17 protein-coding genes are annotated in these 16,510 nt (G+C 69.7%); 13 read left to right on the top strand and 4 right to left on the bottom strand.

Annotated features, from left to right (window positions below; translation table 11 throughout):
• Window positions 1-93 precede the first annotated feature (93 nt).
• Together ACFU5M_RS18660 and ACFU5M_RS18655 are read right to left on the bottom strand one after the other, a co-directional pair.
• Window positions 94-435, bottom strand: a complete 342-nt coding sequence (locus tag ACFU5M_RS18660; protein ID WP_039797319.1) for a DUF1844 domain-containing protein — start codon at window positions 433-435, stop codon at window positions 94-96.
• A gap of 4 nt (window positions 436-439) precedes the next feature.
• Complete coding sequence (locus tag ACFU5M_RS18655; protein ID WP_379050572.1) at window positions 440-967, bottom strand: DinB family protein; 528 nt, start codon at window positions 965-967, stop codon at window positions 440-442.
• 338 nt (window positions 968-1,305) lie between these two features.
• Between ACFU5M_RS18655 and infC the strand changes: the two genes are divergently transcribed.
• From infC to ACFU5M_RS18635, 4 genes are all read left to right on the top strand, one after another.
• Window positions 1,306-1,971 (top strand): translation initiation factor IF-3, encoded by a 666-nt coding sequence (gene infC, locus ACFU5M_RS18650; RefSeq protein WP_357121055.1) that lies wholly within the window; start codon window positions 1,306-1,308, stop codon window positions 1,969-1,971.
• Between the two features lie 58 nt (window positions 1,972-2,029).
• Entirely contained in the window at window positions 2,030-2,224 is a 195-nt protein-coding gene (gene rpmI / locus ACFU5M_RS18645; protein WP_039797322.1) for a 50S ribosomal protein L35, read from the top strand.
• Window positions 2,225-2,334: 110 nt separating this feature from the next.
• Window positions 2,335-2,715, top strand: a complete 381-nt coding sequence (gene rplT / locus ACFU5M_RS18640) for a 50S ribosomal protein L20 (RefSeq protein ID WP_040777418.1) — start codon at window positions 2,335-2,337, stop codon at window positions 2,713-2,715.
• Window positions 2,716-2,755: 40 nt separating this feature from the next.
• Entirely contained in the window at window positions 2,756-3,550 is a 795-nt protein-coding gene (locus ACFU5M_RS18635) for a TrmH family RNA methyltransferase (RefSeq protein WP_379050568.1), read from the top strand.
• A 30-nt stretch (window positions 3,551-3,580) separates the two neighbouring features.
• On the opposite strand, the gene ACFU5M_RS18630 is transcribed toward ACFU5M_RS18635, so the two are convergent.
• On the bottom strand, window positions 3,581-4,153 hold the full coding sequence (locus tag ACFU5M_RS18630) for a TetR/AcrR family transcriptional regulator (protein ID WP_379050565.1): 573 nt from the start codon (window positions 4,151-4,153) through the stop codon (window positions 3,581-3,583).
• A gap of 102 nt (window positions 4,154-4,255) precedes the next feature.
• Here ACFU5M_RS18630 and ACFU5M_RS18625 point away from each other — a divergent pair, with 102 nt between their 5' ends.
• The 6 genes from ACFU5M_RS18625 to ACFU5M_RS18600 all read left to right on the top strand — a co-directional run bounded on the left by ACFU5M_RS18625 (window position 4,256) and on the right by ACFU5M_RS18600 (window position 12,012).
• Window positions 4,256-5,692, top strand: coding sequence for an MFS transporter (locus ACFU5M_RS18625; protein WP_379050563.1), 1,437 nt, complete (start codon window positions 4,256-4,258; stop codon window positions 5,690-5,692).
• Window positions 5,693-6,016: 324 nt separating this feature from the next.
• The gene (gene pheS / locus ACFU5M_RS18620; RefSeq protein WP_379050560.1) at window positions 6,017-7,078 is read left to right on the top strand and encodes a phenylalanine--tRNA ligase subunit alpha; all 1,062 of its coding nucleotides are present in this window, start codon (window positions 6,017-6,019) and stop codon (window positions 7,076-7,078) included.
• Window positions 7,079-7,111: 33 nt separating this feature from the next.
• Window positions 7,112-9,619 carry a phenylalanine--tRNA ligase subunit beta gene (gene pheT / locus ACFU5M_RS18615; protein WP_379050557.1) on the top strand — a complete coding sequence of 836 codons (2,508 nt, stop codon included), beginning with the start codon at window positions 7,112-7,114 and terminating at the stop codon, window positions 9,617-9,619.
• A 4-nt stretch (window positions 9,620-9,623) separates the two neighbouring features.
• On the top strand, window positions 9,624-10,391 hold the full coding sequence (locus tag ACFU5M_RS18610; protein WP_379050555.1) for an alpha/beta hydrolase: 768 nt from the start codon (window positions 9,624-9,626) through the stop codon (window positions 10,389-10,391).
• Window positions 10,392-10,430: 39 nt separating this feature from the next.
• A complete protein-coding gene (locus ACFU5M_RS18605) occupies window positions 10,431-10,949 on the top strand; it encodes a PspA/IM30 family protein (protein WP_379050552.1) in 519 nt (172 codons plus the stop codon).
• Between the two features lie 43 nt (window positions 10,950-10,992).
• A complete protein-coding gene (locus ACFU5M_RS18600) occupies window positions 10,993-12,012 on the top strand; it encodes a hypothetical protein (protein ID WP_379050549.1) in 1,020 nt (339 codons plus the stop codon).
• Between the two features lie 16 nt (window positions 12,013-12,028).
• Here the strand turns inward: ACFU5M_RS18600 and ACFU5M_RS18595 are convergent, their stop codons facing one another.
• Window positions 12,029-12,529 carry a DUF3558 domain-containing protein gene (locus tag ACFU5M_RS18595; protein ID WP_379050546.1) on the bottom strand — a complete coding sequence of 167 codons (501 nt, stop codon included), beginning with the start codon at window positions 12,527-12,529 and terminating at the stop codon, window positions 12,029-12,031.
• Between the two features lie 281 nt (window positions 12,530-12,810).
• On the opposite strand from ACFU5M_RS18595, the gene ACFU5M_RS18590 reads away from it, so the two are divergent.
• The 3 genes from ACFU5M_RS18590 (at window position 12,811) to ppc (ending at window position 16,475) form a co-directional block, all read left to right on the top strand.
• A complete protein-coding gene (locus ACFU5M_RS18590; protein WP_379050544.1) occupies window positions 12,811-13,413 on the top strand; it encodes an ATP/GTP-binding protein in 603 nt (200 codons plus the stop codon).
• On the top strand, window positions 13,313-13,636 hold the full coding sequence (locus ACFU5M_RS18585) for a VOC family protein (RefSeq protein ID WP_379050541.1): 324 nt from the start codon (window positions 13,313-13,315) through the stop codon (window positions 13,634-13,636). Before ACFU5M_RS18590 ends, ACFU5M_RS18585 begins: the two co-directional genes overlap by 101 nt.
• Window positions 13,637-13,703: 67 nt before the next feature.
• The gene (gene ppc, locus ACFU5M_RS18580) at window positions 13,704-16,475 is read left to right on the top strand and encodes a phosphoenolpyruvate carboxylase (protein ID WP_379050539.1); all 2,772 of its coding nucleotides are present in this window, start codon (window positions 13,704-13,706) and stop codon (window positions 16,473-16,475) included.
• Window positions 16,476-16,510: the final 35 nt, after the last annotated feature.

The raw sequence follows: 16,510 nt of genomic DNA, 5'->3' as shown, positions 1-16,510 counted from the left end.
CTCATCGCCGCGCGGGACCGGGCATCGTTGCTCACCACTGTGATCGGGGCCCGGAGGCGCGCCGTACTTGCGGCCCGCGCCCGGGCGGCCCGGTCAGTAGACCGGGCCGGTGTACTTCTCGCCAGGGCCCTTGCCCGGCTCGTCGGGATGCGCGGAGGACTCACGGAAGGCGCGTTGCAGCGACTGCAACCCCTCGCGAATCGGTCCGGCGTGCGGACCCAGGTACTCCACCGACGCCGTGACGAGTCCGGCCAGCGCGGTGATCACGCGGCGTGCCTCGTCCAGGTCGCGGCGCGGGCTGGTGTCCGGGTCCTCGTCCGCCAGCCCGAGCTTCTCCGCCGCCGAGCTCATCAGCATCACGGCGGCGCGGCTGATCACCTCGACCGCGGGGATGTCGGCCAGTTCGCGTACGGAGGCATCGAGCTCGTCAGTCATGCCTTCAGGCTAGCGACGCCGCGCGCAACATCCGGAGGTGGCCGATCTCCGTGACGTTCTTCATCAGCTCCGCGTTCACCCAGCCCGCCAGGTGCGCGACGGTCAAATCGGCCTCGGCGGGCCACGGGTAGGCGGAGGGGCGGTCCAGTTCGGTCTCGTCGAGCCCGTCGAGCACGCGCGTCCACTCGGTGTGCAGATCGCGCAGGCAGGCGATGGCCGCGGCGCCGTCGCCGGGCCAGTGCACGTCCTCCCGGGCGGGCGGCGTGACACCTTCTGCGTGGTCGATGGCAGCGCCCCACCACCAGCCGATGTGCCAGGTGAGCCATGCGATGGTCGGGACGGGCACGGGGTCGGGTTCGGTGTCCGCCCAGTCCGGCCGCCACACGCCGTTGGCATCGGGACGGACCGTCCAGCTGAGTTCGGCGGGTTCCCAGAGGAAGTCCTCCGGCGTGAGCGCGTCGAGGTGGATTCCGGCGAGCGACCAGGTCAGGTCGAACTGCCATCGCAGCAGGTCGCGGCGTGGTGTGAGCACCGGGGGAGCGTGGCACGCCCGCCGCGACCTGGCAAGCCATTTTCGACCCGATTCGGCGATAGCCGAACGGAATGTTAGACTTTCCGCTGACGACCGCCCCGGGCTTGCCCCGGGGCTGATAAGTGGAGCCCGACTCCCACCGTTGCCGACGATTCATCGTACGGTCCACGGTCCGGTCGCCCGCCCCGCGAGGGCGGGTTTCTCGTGCTGGGGTTCTCGTTGGAGAACCTGGACACGAGAGTCGACCCGAGTTCGCTCGTGGTCGGCGATCGGTCGACATCGGGCCCCGTGCGCGGAATACCGCACCGGGGCCTTCGTGTTGAACAGGGGTTGCATTTATTGCACGCGGTCGTCCGACGACACCGCTTGACCTAGGAGGCCCCATCAGCACTGAGACCCGCATCAACGATCGCATCCGTGTTCCCGAGGTCCGGCTCATCGGACCGGGCGGCGAGCAGGTTGGGATCGTGCGTGTTGAAGATGCACTACGCGTCGCCCTCGAAGCCGACCTCGATCTTGTCGAGGTGGCGCCGGATGCCCGTCCGCCGGTCTGCAAGATCATGGACTACGGCAAGTTCAAGTACGAGACGGCGCAGAAGGCGCGCGAGTCTCGGAAGAACCAGCAGCAGACGGTGATCAAGGAGCAGAAGCTCCGCCCGAAGATCGACGACCACGACTACGAGACCAAGAAGCGCAACGTCGTTCGCTTCCTCGAGGCCGGGTCCAAGGTCAAGGTGACGATCATGTTCCGGGGACGCGAGCAGTCCCGTCCCGAACTCGGTTTCCGGCTGCTGCAGCGGCTGGCGTCCGACGTCGCCGAACTCGGCTTCGTGGAAACCTCGGCCAAGCAGGACGGTCGCAACATGACCATGGTCCTCGCCCCGCACAAGGGTGCGAAGACCCGGGTGAAGGCGCAGCAGGAGTCTGTCCCGCGCCCGGCGCCCAGCGCCGCCCCGGCCGGTCAGCCCGCTGCGGAGCAGGCCGAGACGGCCGGCCCGCAGTAACACCGATCAGAACACCGGCGGTCCGCCCCGACCGCCGGGACGACAGATAGAGGAATCCATGCCGAAGATGAAGACCCACAGCGGCGCCTCGAAGCGATTCAAGGTGTCCGGTAAAGGCAAGCTGCTGCGCCAGCAGGCGAACCGTCGCCACCTGTTCGAGCACAAGCCCAGCCGCCGGACTCGTCGTCTGGACGGCGTGGAAGTTGTCGCCTCCGCCGACGTCCGTCGCGTGAAGAAGCTGCTCGGTCTCTGATCGCGCCCGCGCAGACCGATAGGCACATCGCGACCGGGCCAGCTCCGTCGCCACCCCCCGACCCATTTCCGGGCGCTGCCCCGCGCCCCCAGATCGAACAGGACTGACCAGTGGCACGCGTCAAAAGGGCCGTCAACGCTCAGAAGAAGCGCCGTTCCATCCTCGAGGCCTCCAAGGGTTACCGCGGCCAGCGCTCGCGGCTGTACCGCAAGGCCAAGGAACAGCAGCTGCACTCGCTCGCCTACGCCTACCGGGACCGCCGGGCGCGCAAGGGTGATTTCCGCAAGCTGTGGATCGCGCGCATCAACGCCGCCGCGCGGATCAACGACATCACCTACAACCGCTTCATCCAGGGCCTGAAGGCCGCGGGTGTCGAGGTGGACCGCAAGATCCTCGCCGAGCTCGCGGTGTCGGACGCCGAGGCGTTCGCCGGCCTCGTCGCGGTCGCCAAGGCCGCCCTGCCGCAGGACGTCAACGCGCCGGCCGCCTGAGTCGCCTCCGTTGGCACACGGACAACTTTCGGAACGACCCGTGGAAGCGCTCAGCGAGCGCAATCCGCGGGTCGTTTCCGCTGTCAAGCTGCAGCGTGGCGCGCAGCGTCGCAAAGCGGGCCGATTCCTCGCCGAAGGCGCGAACGCCGTCGCCGCGGCGCTGGAGACCGCACGCGTCCACGAGTTGTTCTACTCGACGGCAGCCGCCGAACGCGACCATGCGCTGATCGCGGGGGCGGCCGCGGAGGGGGTCCGCACCACGCTGGTCAGCGATCGGGCGGCGCAGCATCTCGGGGAAACGGTGACCGCGCCGGGGCTGGTTGCGGTCTGTGACCTGCTCGACGTGCCCTTGACCCGAATCCTCGACGCGGGGCCGCGCATGCTGGCCGTCCCGGTCGAGATGGCCGAGCCCGGGAACGCGGGCACGCTCATACGAGTCGCCGACGCGGTCGGCGCCGACGGTGTGGTGCTGGCGGGTGACACGGTCGACCCGCACAACGGCAAATGCGTGCGGGCCAGCGCGGGCAGCATTTTCCACGTGCCGATCGCGCGGCACCGCGATGTGGCCGAGACGCTCGACGCGATCGCCGCAGCGGGTATCACGATCTTGGCGACGGCGGCCAACGGCGAGGTCGATCTCGACGACGCCGACGCGCTGTTCACCGGGCCGGTGGCCTGGCTGTTCGGCAACGAGGCGCACGGCCTCGACCCGGTCGTGGCGCGGCGCGCCGACCATCGCATCCGCATCCCGATTCGCGGCCGCGCCGAGAGCCTGAACCTGGCGACGGCCGCCGCGATCTGCCTCTACGCGAACTCCCGCGTTCGCTGGGTCTGATGCCGGTGCCTGGGGGTGCGCCCCCCGTCGTCAATCGCCGTGAGTGGTGAGGTCTTCCAGAAGCTCCGTTGCCCATGTCGCGGGCACCGCGTCCGGGCCCGCCACCCGCATCGCGGTCATGACGGTGAGCAGCATGCCGGTGGCGAGGAAGCGTCGAGCCTCGGTTTCCGGCGCTCCGGTCAGTTCCCGGATCAAGTGGTAGATCTCGCCGAATCGGACCCTGACCTGATCGCCGATCTCCGGCTCCGCGCTGGCCGCGAACCCGTGCAGCAGTAGCCGGAGCAGTTCGCGTTCGGCCAGGAAGACCGAATAGCCGCCGGCGAGTGCCGCCAAAGCCTCTCCGGGGTCCGCATCGGGCGCCGCCTCGGCGCGTGCGGCGCGAAAGACCTCCTCGATCCGGTCGCACACACGGTGCAAGGCCGCGCGGAACAGGTTCTGTTTGGTGCCGAACAGCCGGATCACGTACGGCTGAGACACGCCCGCGCTCCGGGCGATCTCGTCGGTCCGGGTGGCGGCGTAGCCGGATTCGGCGAACGCGGAGACCGCCGCGCGCAGCACCTGTTCGCCCCGTTCGCTGGCCGTCATCCTGGTCCGGGTTGCCATCATGCTCCGTTTTCGCTGGTTCTGGACTCGGTCTTGACATGTTATCAGTCGATGCATAGCGTTTCGAGGTTAGTTATCAGTCGATTACAACAAGGATCGGACATGACCGAGACCCTCCCACCTGCCGCAGCCCCCGTCGCCCCGCCCGCGGCCACGATCGGTGGTCGCAGGCTCGCCGCCGTACTGGCCGCGGTCGGCATCCCGATGTTCATGGTCACGCTGGACAACCTGGTCGTGACGAACGCGCTGCCGGTGATCCGCACCGAACTGGGCGCCTCGCTGGCCGACCTCCAATGGTTCGTGAACGCCTACACGTTGTCGTTCGCCTCGCTGCTGCTCACCGCGTCCGCCCTCGGCGACCGGCTCGGCAGACGCCGGATCTTCCTGCTCGGCATCGCGGTGTTCACGCTGGCCTCCGCGATCTGCGCGCTGGCGACCGGGCCGGGCATGCTCATCGCGGCGCGCGCGATACAGGGCTTCGGCGCGGCGGCGGTGATGCCGCTGTCGCTGACGCTGTTGTCGGCGGCGGTGCCGGAGAAGATGCGCAGTGCCGCCATCGGCATCTGGGGCGGGATCGCCGGCCTCGGCGTGGCGCTGGGTCCGCTCATCGGCGGCGCGGTCGTCGAGGGGCTGAGCTGGCAGTGGATCTTCTGGGTGAACGTGCCGATCGGCTTGGTGGTGCTGCCGTTCGCGCTGCGGGTGCTGGTGGAGGCGCGCGGCGGCAGCAGGCGAATCGACCCGCTGGGGCTGCTGCTGTCGGCGGGCGGCGTGCTCGCGGTGGTGTGGGGCGTGATCCACGGCGCAGAGGATGGCTGGACCTCTGCCGGTGTGCTGTCCGCGCTGCTCGGCGGCGCGTTGCTGCTCGGCTGCCTGATCGCCTGGGAGTTGCGCACACCGGAGCCGATGCTGCCGCTGCGCTTGTTCCGCTCCCGCGCGTTCCGGGTGAGCAACGTGACCGGCTTCACCTTCTCGATGGGCGTGTTCGGCTCGATCTTCCTGCTGGCGCAGTATTTCCAGGTCGTGCAGGGCTATGGGCCGCTACAGTCCGGAATCCGCACCATGCCGTGGACGATGGCACCGATGGTCGTCGCTCCGCTGGCGGGTCTGGTCGTCGACAAGGTCGGCGCCCGCGCACTGCTCACCACCGGGCAGGCGTTGCTGGCCGTAGCGCTGGCCTGGATGGCGGTGGTCACTTCCGTCGACGCGAGCTACCTGTCGTTCGTCGGTCCGTTCCTGCTCGCCGGCATCGGCATGGGACTGACCTTCGCGCCGAGTGCCACCGTGGTGATGGCCGCGGCGGCGGAGGAGGACCGTGCGATGGCCTCGGGAACCAACAACACCCTGCGTGAGGTCGGCGTCGCCATGGGCGTCGCGGTGCTGGCGTCGGTGTTCGCGGCACAGGGCTCGTACCTGGACCCGCAGAGCTACGTCGACGGATTGGTCCCGGCGGTGTGGGTCGGCGCCGCGATCGTCGCCGTCGGCGCGCTGGTGTCGTGGTTGCTGCCCGCCCGCATCACCACCGCGCAGCCGACCCACTGAACCGCCGCGCCCCCGCCCACTGAACGCTCGGTCCCGGGGGCAGCCTCTGGGCCGGGCGTTGCGTGGCAGCCGCCGAACCTGCTCTTTCCGAGGCCACGGCTCTCGGGCTGGGGTGGTCCGTGCCGGAGCGGGCCGGTCGCGGCACCGATCCGTGCTTGCGAGGCCGGCTCGGTACGGCCGGGTGGCTACCACATAGCTCGCGCGGCGCGGCGGGTAATCCGCGTGAATCCGCCACGGCGCATCGAATACGATTGCGACCAGCAGCAATGCGGGCAGGCGGCAGCCGTGCCCGTGAACCGATCCCCAGGGCAGAGACGGAGCATCGTGGCCGACGACATCGACGCAGGCGAGCAGAACGCAGCGCTGACCGAGGAGGCACTGGCCGCGGCAGCGGCGGCCGCCGAGAAGGCGTTCGCCGCTGCCGCCGACCTGGATGCGCTCGCGGTCGCGAAAACCGAGCACCTCGGCGGCAAGGCACCGCTGGCCTTGGCGCAACGTGCGCTGGGCAGCCTGCCCAAGTCGGAGAAAGCCGACGCGGGCAAGCGGGTCAACGTCGCCAGGTCGCGGGTGTCGGAGGCGTTCGAGGCCCGCCGCGCCGCGTTGCTGGCCGAGCGCGACGCCGCCGTGCTGGTCGCCGAGGCCATCGACGTGACGTTGCCCGCTCGCCGCACGGCCGTCGGCGCCCGGCACCCGATCACCGTCATCTCCGAGCAGATCGCCGACGTGTTCGTCGCGATGGGCTGGGAGGTCGCCGAGGGGCCCGAGGTCGAGACCGAGCACTTCAACTTCGACGCCCTGAACTTCCTGCCCGACCATCCGGCCCGCACCATGCAGGACACCTTCCACATCGCGCCGGAGGGCTCACGGCAGGTGCTGCGCACGCACACCTCGCCGGTACAGGTGCGCTCGATGCTGGAACGCGACGTGCCGATCTATGTGGTCTGCCCGGGGCGCACCTTCCGCACCGACGAGCTGGACGCCACGCATACGCCGGTGTTCTCCCAGGTCGAGGGCCTGGCGGTGGACAAAGGTCTGACCATGGCGCATCTGCGCGGCACGCTGGACGCGTTCGCCAGGGCGCTGTTCGGCGCGCAGACCCGCACCCGCATGCGTCCCAACTACTTTCCGTTCACCGAGCCCTCCGCCGAGGTCGACGTGTGGTTCCCGGACAAGAAGGGCGGCGCGGGCTGGGTCGAGTGGGGCGGCTGCGGCATGGTGAACCCGAAGGTGCTGATCGCCAGCGGGATCGATCCCGAGGTGTACAGCGGGTTCGCGTTCGGCATGGGCTTGGAGCGCACGCTGCAGTTCCGCAACGGCATCCCGGACATGCGCGACATCGTCGAGGGCGACGTGCGTTTCACGCTGCCCTTCGGCATCCGGTCCTGACCCCACCCTTCGATCGAGAGAGCGAAACGTCAAGTGCGAGTAGCGCAGTCCTGGCTGACCGACATCATCCAGCGCACCAACCCGGAGTGGTCGGTGACGCCGGAGGAACTCGACGCGGGATTCGTCCGGGTCGGGCTGGAAGTCGAAGAGGTCGACAAGCTCCAGCGGGTGGCGGGCGCGGCGGAGGGCGAGCCGCCGCTGGTGGTCGGCCGGGTCGCCGAGATCACCGAACTGACCGAGTTCAAGAAACCGATCCGCTTCTGCAAGGTGGACATCGGCAAGCCCGAGCTGCAGGAGATCATCTGCGGCGCACGGAATTTCGAGGTCGGTGACCTGGTTGTCGCGGTGCTGCCCGGCGGCGTGCTGCCCGGCGGGTTCCAGATCACCTCGCGCAAGACCTACGGCCGAGTCTCCAACGGGATGATCTGCTCGGTCGCCGAACTCGGTATCGGCAAGGACCATTCCGGAATCCTGGTTCTGGAACCGGGCACCGCCGAGCCGGGCACCGACGCCAACGCGCTGCTCGGTCTGGACGACACCGTCATCGAGCTGAACATCACCCCCGATCGCGGCTATTGCTTCTCGGTGCGCGGCTTGGCGCGCGAACTGGCCTGCGGCTTCGATCTCGAGTACGCCGATCCGGCGGTGCGGACCCTGCCCGATCACGAGCAGGAGGCCTGGTCGATCCGGGTCGAGCCGGACTCCCGGTGCACCCGTTTCGCGGCACGCCGCGTCACGGGTATCGACCCGAAGGCGGTCAGCCCGTGGTGGTTGCAGCGCAGGCTGCTGCTGTCGGGTGTGCGCCCGATCTCGCCCGCGGTGGACGTCACCAATTACGTGATGCTCGAGCTGGGGCAGCCGCTGCACGCCTTCGACGCGGAGAAGGTGTCGGGTGGCTTGGTGGTCCGCAGTGCGAACCGGGGCGAGACGCTGCGCACCCTGGACGACGTGGAGCGCACACTCGACGCCGAGGACGTGGTGATCGCCGACGATTCCGGCGTCGTCTCGCTGGCCGGCGTGATGGGCGGCGCGAGCACCGAGGTCGGCGCGGCGAGCACCGACATCCTGCTGGAGGCGGCCACCTGGAACCCGCTGCTGGTCTACCGGACCGCGCGCAGGCACAAGCTGGTGTCCGAGGCGGGTAAGCGGTACGAGCGGGTTGTCGATCCGGAGATCAACGTCGCGGCGCTCGATCGGGCGGCCACGCTGCTCGCCGAAATCGCCGGGGGCACCGTCGAACCCGTGCTGACCGACGTCCGGGCCCCGATCCCGGCGCCGGAGCCCATCCGGATGGATATCGACCTGGCCGACCGCGTCGCGGGCGTCACGTATCCGACCGGTACCTCCGCGCGCCGCCTGGCCCAGATCGGCTGCACCGTGGAGGTCGCCGTCAGCGAGACCGGACACGGTCAGCTGGTGGTGACCCCGCCGAGCTGGCGGCCCGACCTGGCCCAGCCCGCCGACCTGGTGGAAGAGGTGCTGCGGCTGGAGGGCCTCGAGCAGATCCCGTCCGTGCTGCCTGCGGCACCGGCCGGGCGGGGGCTCACGCCGACCCAGCGCCGCCGCCGCGCCGTCAGCCGTGCGCTGGCGTTCTCCGGCGCCGTGGAGGTGCTCCCGCCGGTATTCCTGCCCGCCGGGGTGTTCGACACCTGGGGCCTGGATGCCGACGACCCGCGCCGCGCCACCACCGAGGTGCTGAATCCACTCGACGTGGAGCGCGCCGAACTGGCCACCACCCTGCTGCCCGGCCTGCTCGAGGTGGCCGCCCGCAATATCTCGCGAGGCGCGCGTGATCTCGCGATCTACGGGATCGCGCAGGTAGTGCTGCCCGGGGCGAACATCAGGGCGGTCGGCCCGCTGCCGGTGGACCGGCGCCCCACCGACGACGAGATCGCCGAACTGCTCGACTCGCTTCCCGAACAACCGGTGCACGTGGCCGCCGTCCTGACCGGCCGCCGTGAGCCGCGCGGGCCGTGGGGTTCGGGTCGTCCGGTCGAGGCAGCGGACGCGTTCGCACTCGCCGACGCCGTCGCCGACGCGGCCGGTGTGACCGTCGAGCGCAGGCCGGCGGCCCAACTGCCTTGGCATCCCGGTCGCTGCGCCGAGCTGGTGGTCGACGCAACGGTCGTCGGCTACGCGGGTGAACTGCACCCCGCCGTGCTGGAACGTTCGGGTCTGCCGCCGCGTACGTGCGCGGTCGAACTCGACCTGGACGCGCTGCCGCTGCGGGAAGCGCGACCGGTTCCGACGGTGTCACCGTTCCCCGCTGTGCTCCAAGACGTCTCGGTGAGCGTCGAGAAGACGATTCCGGCGGCGTCGGTGCAGGCCGCGCTGCGCACCGGTGGCGGCGAGCTGCTGGAGGACATCGCGCTGTTCGACGTCTACGAAGGCGCGCAGGCGGGCGAGGGGCGCAAGTCGCTGACCTATGCGCTGCGTTTCCGGGCCACCGACCGGACCCTCACCGAAGACGAGGCCAGCGCGGCGCGCGACGCGGCCGTCGCGGCGGCGGCCGACGCCGTGGGCGCGGTGCTACGGGGCTGACGCGGTGCGGCACCCGGCCCGTCCGATCCTCAACGCGCTGACCTACCTGCCGGAGCGGACGGTGTCGCAGACCCCGGCGCTGCTCGGCATGGAGTACACCGATCTGTCCCTGCCCACCTCGGACGGGGAGACGGTGCACGCGTGGTGGATGCCCGCCCGTAATTCGGTCGGGCACATCCTCTTCGCGCACGGCAACGCGGGCAATCTCGGCGACCGGGTGCCGATCTACGCCCTGCTCACCGAGGCGGGCTTCGATGTGCTGGCCTTCGACTACCGCGGATACGGGCGCAGCACCGGGAAGCCGACCGAGCACGGCACCTACCTGGACGCGCGCGCCGCGCGCCGGGCGCTGCTGGCGCAACCCGGTGTCGATCCGGATCGGGTGCTCTACTTGGGCAAGTCCCTCGGCGGCGGCGTCGTGCTCGAGTTGGCGCAGCAGCATCCGCCGGCCGGGGTGATGCTGATGTCCACCTTCAGCGGCCTGCGCGACGCGGCTCGCTCGGTGTATCCGTTCCTGCCCGCGCCCCTGGTGCCGGACGCCTATCCGAACGAACGCCGTATTCGCGCGCTGCGCGCTCCGGTGCTGATCATGCACGGCGATCAGGACGAGTTGCTGCCGCTGCGGCACGCGCGGCGGCTCTACGCCGCGGCGCCGGAGCCGAAGCGGCTCGTCGTGTTTCCCGGGGCCGGGCACAACGATCTGATCGTCGTCGGCGGCTCGGCCTGGTACGACCTCGTGCGCGACTGGGCGGGTGCGCTCGTCCGATCGTGAACGGCGTGCGGCGCGGTCGTAGCTGCGTAGCCTGGCGGTATGAGTGACAACAGCGATATCGCGAGCCGGTTGGGCGGGCTGTCCGACGCGGAACTGGCAGGTGTGCTGCTGGTCGCCACGGCGGGACGCCCCGGATTCGCGGCAGTGCACGCCGCGCTGCTCGGGGTGGTGGAGACGGGTGATACCGGTGGCGTCGGGGATGTGACTCCTACCACCCCGGCTGACACCACCGCGGTCCCTCGGCAGGTGCCCGAAGCATTCGGCCAGGTAGGCGGCGGTTGCGCGGTACCGGCGGTACCGGTACCGCCGCCGGGTATGCCGGAGAGCGCGGCGAGCGGCGGATATTCGGTCTCCGGCGTTCCTACTTTCGAGTCAGTTCGCGATAAGGTCGAGCAGCGCTACGGCACCGCGCAGGGGATGGGCGAACTCGACCGGCAGACTCCAGCGGGCCGCAGCGTGGACGAACAATGGCAGGCGCGCGAGAAGGCCGGGCGTGAGCGCTTGGACCGGATCCGGGAGTCGTTGCACGGCAACGACGCCGAGCCGCACGAGCCGTGAGCCGGGCCGGGCGCGCCCGACGAGAAGTGATGGGTGGAATTCGATGAGCGAGCCGCGTGAGATCGCCGAACGGCTACTGAACGCCCAGGTGGAATTCCTGCTCGCGGAGGTGACCGGTGAGCGCTTCGCGGAGGTGATCGCGCGCGACACCGAGGCGGTTCTCGGAGTCGCCGACACGATCGTTTTCCGGGACGTCGTCGAGATCGACCAGGCCAAGCAGACCGTCCGCACCATCGTCGAGCTGATCGGCGGCAGTCCGGTGTTCGCCGACATGGTCGGCGTGTTCGCCGATTCCATTTACGATCACATCGCCACCAACAACGACTACACCCTCGGTGAGGTGGTCGACCGCGAGCCGGTAGAGGCGCTGCTGGAGAAGATCTTCGGCATGCACCAGGCGCAGGAGCGCATCCTGGACCGGCTCACCGAGAGCCCGCTGGTGGCCACTGTCGCGTCGAAGTTCGTGGACAAGCTAATCAACGACTTCATGCAAGCCAACCGCGAGCGCGCCGAAAAGATCCCCGGCGTCTCCTCGCTGATGTCGCTGGGCCAATCCGCGGCCAATCGCGCGAAGAAGGCCGCCGACGGCACGTTCGTCGGCGACCTGGCGGGCAAAGGGGCGCTGTTCGCACTCAAGCGCACCAACAACGCGATCCGCGAGATGCTGCGCGACGCCCCCGTGCACGCCGCCGCCATGGAGTTCTGGGATCTGCACGCCGACGAGCCGGTCAGCGGTCTGCGCGAATACCTCAGCCGGAAGGACCTCAACGAACTGGTGCTGCTGTGCTACGAGATCGCCGTCACCACGCGCGAGAAGGAGTACTTCGGCCTGCTCCTGGACGAGTGCGTGGAGGTGTTCTTCACCAAGTACGGCGACTACACCCTGGCGGCCATGCTGCCCGAACTCGGCCTCAGCGGTGACGACATCGCAGCGGAGATCCTGCGGTACGGACCGGCGGTCATCGAGAGCGCGAAGCGGGAAGGCGTTCTGGCCGGATTGATCCGCGAACGCCTCGCGCCCTTCTATACCTCCGACGAGGTACTTCGCATCCTGGCGGGGTGAGGCCGGAAGCGCTGCGCTACTTCGGCAGCGTGGGGACGATCGCTTCGCCGACGGTTGTCAAGCGATCGCAGGGGTTCTGATCCGCGGTCCGGTTGACCAGCGTCAGCTGCAGTAACCCCTGCCGGGCCGGGAAGAGTACGTCGCACATCTGGTCCTTGGCAGCGGCGTCGACGCGGAACTGACGGCCGGGCCGCCCGGCGATGGTGACGTCCTGGAAGTCGACATTGCCCGGCTTCCGCTCGAACTCGGCCACGGACGAGCCGTGGGAGAACACGCCGAGGGTGAAGTCGGCGCCCTTCCATCCGCAGATCTCCCAGCCCGGCTGCTCGACCCCACCCACGCCGACCTGTTTGCTCGCCGGATCGAGTCCGGCACTCGTCAGCGCGGTGTCGGGGATGCCGGTGCAGGGATCGAACAGCTGGGTGGCGGTGCTCGCGGCCTGCGTGGTGGTCGTAGCCGGTGACCCGCTGGACTCGTCGCCGCACGCGGCTGCTCCGAGCACAACTGCTATTGCCAAGGGAATCAACGTAATTCGGTGCGCCATCCAGCCCTCTTGCCCTCCGGGTATATCGCGCCGGACTGTATCAGAGTCGCGCCGCGAGGTTTCGGGACGGGCGAGGACGGGTAACTGGTTCCTCGTGCGGTTGTGCCGGCGGCCGCATTTGATCGCCGATCGGTAGTGCGCCGGAAGTCCCGAATCGGGGCGTCGAGCCGTCGTCAGCGACTCGGCCGACCGATGCGTGACCGTGCGCGCCGCCGACCGGCTCACCGGCGCTGCCATCGAGAGGAGCAGGGAGCTTGTCCGGATACTCCGACACGCGAACGCCGACCATGCCGTCCTCGGTGAAGATCGTGGTCAGTGGTGGTCACGGCGTCGGGAAGACGACCTTCATCGGGGCCGTCTCCGATATCGAGCCGCTGGTGACCGAGGCGGCGGCGACCGAAATCGTCGTCGACGCGGACGATCCGGGGAACTGGGCAGACGATCCACGGCCCGGTATCGCCCTCGACGTGGGGCGCATCGCCCTGGACAGCTCACTACTGCTGTACCTGTTCGGTGCCCCGGCCGAAGACGATCTCGCCCTGCTGTGGGACGAATTGGTCGACGGTGCGCTCGGCACCGTGATCGTGGTGGACACCGACCGCGTCGACGATTGTCATCCCGTGCTGGACTACTGCGCCGAACGCGGTACGCCGTTCGTCGTCGCGGTCAACCGTGTCGACGGCGGCGCCCACCTCGATCTCGCCGCGATTCGCGCGGCGCTCGGGCTCGGACACCGGATACCGGTTCTGGACTGCGATGCCAGGCAGCGTGATTCGGTCAAAAAGGTGCTGGTCACCCTGGCCGAACAAGTCGTGTCGCACCGCGTGGACCACCTCACCGCCCGTACCGCGGGCTGAGCGCGGCACGGGGTGCTTCGGCACCGCCGAGAACGCCGACCTCGCCGCCGCGCAAGGCACGTTGATCTTCACCACCGATGCCGTGGACGCCACCTTCGCCCGGCTGCGCGACGCAGATGTCCAGGTGACGCAAGAGCCGATTTCGCAGCCGTACGGGGTACGCGACTGTGGGTTCCGTGACCCGTGGGGCAATCACCTGCGCTTCTCCGAAATCCTCGGCTGAGCCGGGGGGCGGCCGGTGTGGGCCGCGTCGCATACCCGCGCGGCCGGAAGGGCAATACTGTCTGATCATGGGCGAATCGATGCGCGAGACCGAGCAGGACGCCATCCGGCCGCTGCGCGACGACATCCGTTTTCTCGGCGGCGTGCTCGGCGACACCATTCGCGACCACGAGGGACCGGAGGTCTTCGACCTCATCGAGCGGGTGCGCATCGAGGCGTTCCGGGTGCGTCGCGAGGAAGTCGAGCGCAGCGCCGTCGCGGAGATGCTGGACGGTGTGGACATCGCGGTCGCCCTCCCGCTCATCCGCGCGTTCAGCTACTTCGTGCTGCTGGCCAATCTGGCCGAGGACATCCAACGCGACCGCCGCCGCGCCGCGCACGAGGCGGCGGGCGAACCGCCGCAGGACTCGTCGCTGGCGGCCACCTACCGCAAGCTGGACGCGGCCGCGCTCGATGGTACCCGGGTCGCCGATCTGCTGGCCGACGCGCTGGTGTCGCCGGTGATCACCGCGCACCCGACGGAGACGCGCCGCCGCACCGTGTTCGACGCGCAGGCCCGGATCACCGAGCTGTTGCGCCTGCGCTTGCGCTATGCCGAGAACGAGCGTGAGCGAGCCGACCTCGAGCTGCGGATCCGCCGCCAAGTGCTGAGCCTGTGGCGTACCGCGCTGATCCGCCTGGCCCGCTTGCGCATCCAGGACGAGATCTCAGTGGGTCTGCGCTACTACGACCTCACCTTGTTCGACGTGATCCCGGCGATCAACGCCGAAGTGCGCGCCGCGCTGCGTTCGCGCTGGCCGGGCGTCGAACTGCTGCCGCGCCCGATACTGCGTCCCGGCTCGTGGATCGGCGGCGACCGCGACGGAAACCCGAACGTCACCGCCGATGTGGTGCGTCAGGCCGCTTTCCGCGCCGCGAGCCTCGCGTTCGAGCGCTACCTGCGCGAGCTGGTGGAACTGGAGAAGACGCTGTCGCTGTCGGCCCGGTTGGTCAGCGTGACGCCCGAGGTGGCCGCGCTCGCCGAGACCGGATACCCCGATCCGGCCGCGCACGCCGACGAGCCGTATCGGCGGGCGCTGCACCATGTTCGGGCCCGGCTGACCGCCACCGCGTCGGCCGCGCTCGGCGAGGTTCCGCCGAACGGACTGGATACCGGTGCGCGGCCCTATCCGGCTCCGCAGGCGGTGCTGGACGACCTGGACGCGATAGACGCATCGCTGCGCGGCAGCGGCGACGGCCTGCTCGCCGACGATCGCCTCGCCGCGTTGCGCCACGCCATCGAGACCTTCGGCTTCCACCTGCAGAGTCTGGACATGCGGCAGAACTCCGAAGTGCACGAGCAGGTCGTCGCCGAACTGCTGTCCTGGGCGGGGGTGCACTCCGACTACGCGAGCCTGCCGGAGTCGCGCCGGGTGGAACTGCTGGCCGCCGAGCTGCGCACCCGCCGCCCGTTGCTCGGCCCGCACGCGCGGCTGAGTGAACTGGCCGCCAAGGAGCTCGACATCGTGCGCGCCGCACGGGATGTGGTGCACACGCTCGGCGCGGCGGCGGTGCCGAACTACATCATCAGCATGTGCACGTCGGTCAGTGATCTGCTCGAGGCCGCCCTGCTGCTGAAGGAAGGCGGGCTGCTCGACCCGGGAGAGCCGGACGGGCCGCCGAGCTGCCCGATGGGCATCGTCCCGCTGTTCGAGACCATCGAGGACTTGGGCGCCGGGGCGGCGACACTGTCCGCGGCGCTGGAGGTCGGGGTCTATCGCGACCTGATCACCGCGCAGGGCATGCGCCAAGAGGTGATGCTCGGCTATTCCGACTCCAACAAGGACGGCGGCTACCTGGCGGCGAATTGGGCGCTGTACCGGGCCGAGCTGGACCTGATCGAGGTAGCCCGCAAGACCGGCATCCGGCTGCGGCTGTTCCACGGCCGCGGCGGCACGGTCGGCCGCGGCGGCGGCCGTAGCTACGACGCGATCCTCGCCCAGCCGGCCGGGGCGGTGCGCGGTTCGCTGCGGCTCACCGAACAGGGCGAGGTGATCGCCGCGAAATACGCCGAACCCGGTAGCGCGCATCGCAATCTGGAGTCGCTGATCGCGGGCACCCTGGAATCGACGCTGCTGGACGTGGAGGGCCTCGGCGCCGACGCCGAGCCGTCCTACGGGATCATGGACGACCTCGCCGCGCGCGCCCGCGCCGCGTACGCGCGGCTGGTGCACGAAACACCCGGATTCGTCGAGTATTTCCGGCAGTCCACGCCGGTCGCCGAAGTGGGCGACCTGAACATCGGCAGCAGGCCCGCCTCGCGCAAGCCGACGAATTCGGTCGCGGACCTGCGGGCCATCCCGTGGGTGATGTCGTGGAGCCAGGCGCGGGTGATGCTGCCGGGTTGGTACGGCACCGGCAGCGCCCTGGAGGAGTGGATCGGCGGCGACCCGCAACGCCTGGCCACCTTGGCGGACCTGTACCGCCGCTGGCCGTTCTTCCGCACGGTGCTGTCCAACCTGGCCCAGGTGATGGCCAAGAGCGATCTGGACATCGCCGCGCGCTACGCCGAACTCGTGGACGACGCGGCGTTGCGCGAGCAGATCTTCGGCATGATCCGCGACGAACACGCCCGGACCGTCCGCATGCACGCCGCGATCACCGGCAACGATCACCTGCTGGCCGACAACCCGTCGCTGGCCGAGTCCATCCACAATCGCTTCCCCTACCTGGAGCCGCTCAACCAGATGCAGGTGGAGCTGCTGCGCCGCCTGCGCGCGGGGGACGACTCCGAACTGGTGAAACGCGGCATCCTGCTGACCATGAACGGCCTGGCCACCGCCCTGCGCAACTCGGGCTGAGCCGCCGGGCAGCCCGGGCCGGGGAGGAAGGAACG

It is taken from the genome of Nocardia sp. NPDC057455 (genome assembly GCF_042802775.1).
Taxonomy (GTDB): domain Bacteria; phylum Actinomycetota; class Actinomycetes; order Mycobacteriales; family Mycobacteriaceae; genus Nocardia.
This window is presented reverse-complemented; position numbering and strand designations above follow the sequence as displayed.

Bases quoted from the DNA above. Each gene is read 5' to 3' on its own strand.
- ACFU5M_RS18600 (WP_379050549.1), top strand. From the start codon at position 10,993: ATGAGCGAGCCGCGTGAGATCGCCGAACGGCTACTGAACGCCCAGGTG.
- ACFU5M_RS18585 (WP_379050541.1), top strand. From the start codon at position 13,313: ATGCCAGGCAGCGTGATTCGGTCAAAAAGGTGCTGGTCACCCTGGCCG.
- ACFU5M_RS18625 (WP_379050563.1), top strand. From the start codon at position 4,256: ATGACCGAGACCCTCCCACCTGCCGCAGCCCCCGTCGCCCCGCCCGCG.
- ppc (WP_379050539.1), top strand. From the start codon at position 13,704: ATGGGCGAATCGATGCGCGAGACCGAGCAGGACGCCATCCGGCCGCTG.
- ACFU5M_RS18660 (WP_039797319.1), bottom strand. From the start codon at position 435: ATGACTGACGAGCTCGATGCCTCCGTACGCGAACTGGCCGACATCCCC.
- rpmI (WP_039797322.1), top strand. From the start codon at position 2,030: ATGCCGAAGATGAAGACCCACAGCGGCGCCTCGAAGCGATTCAAGGTG.
- ACFU5M_RS18630 (WP_379050565.1), bottom strand. From the start codon at position 4,153: ATGGCAACCCGGACCAGGATGACGGCCAGCGAACGGGGCGAACAGGTG.
- ACFU5M_RS18605 (WP_379050552.1), top strand. From the start codon at position 10,431: ATGAGTGACAACAGCGATATCGCGAGCCGGTTGGGCGGGCTGTCCGAC.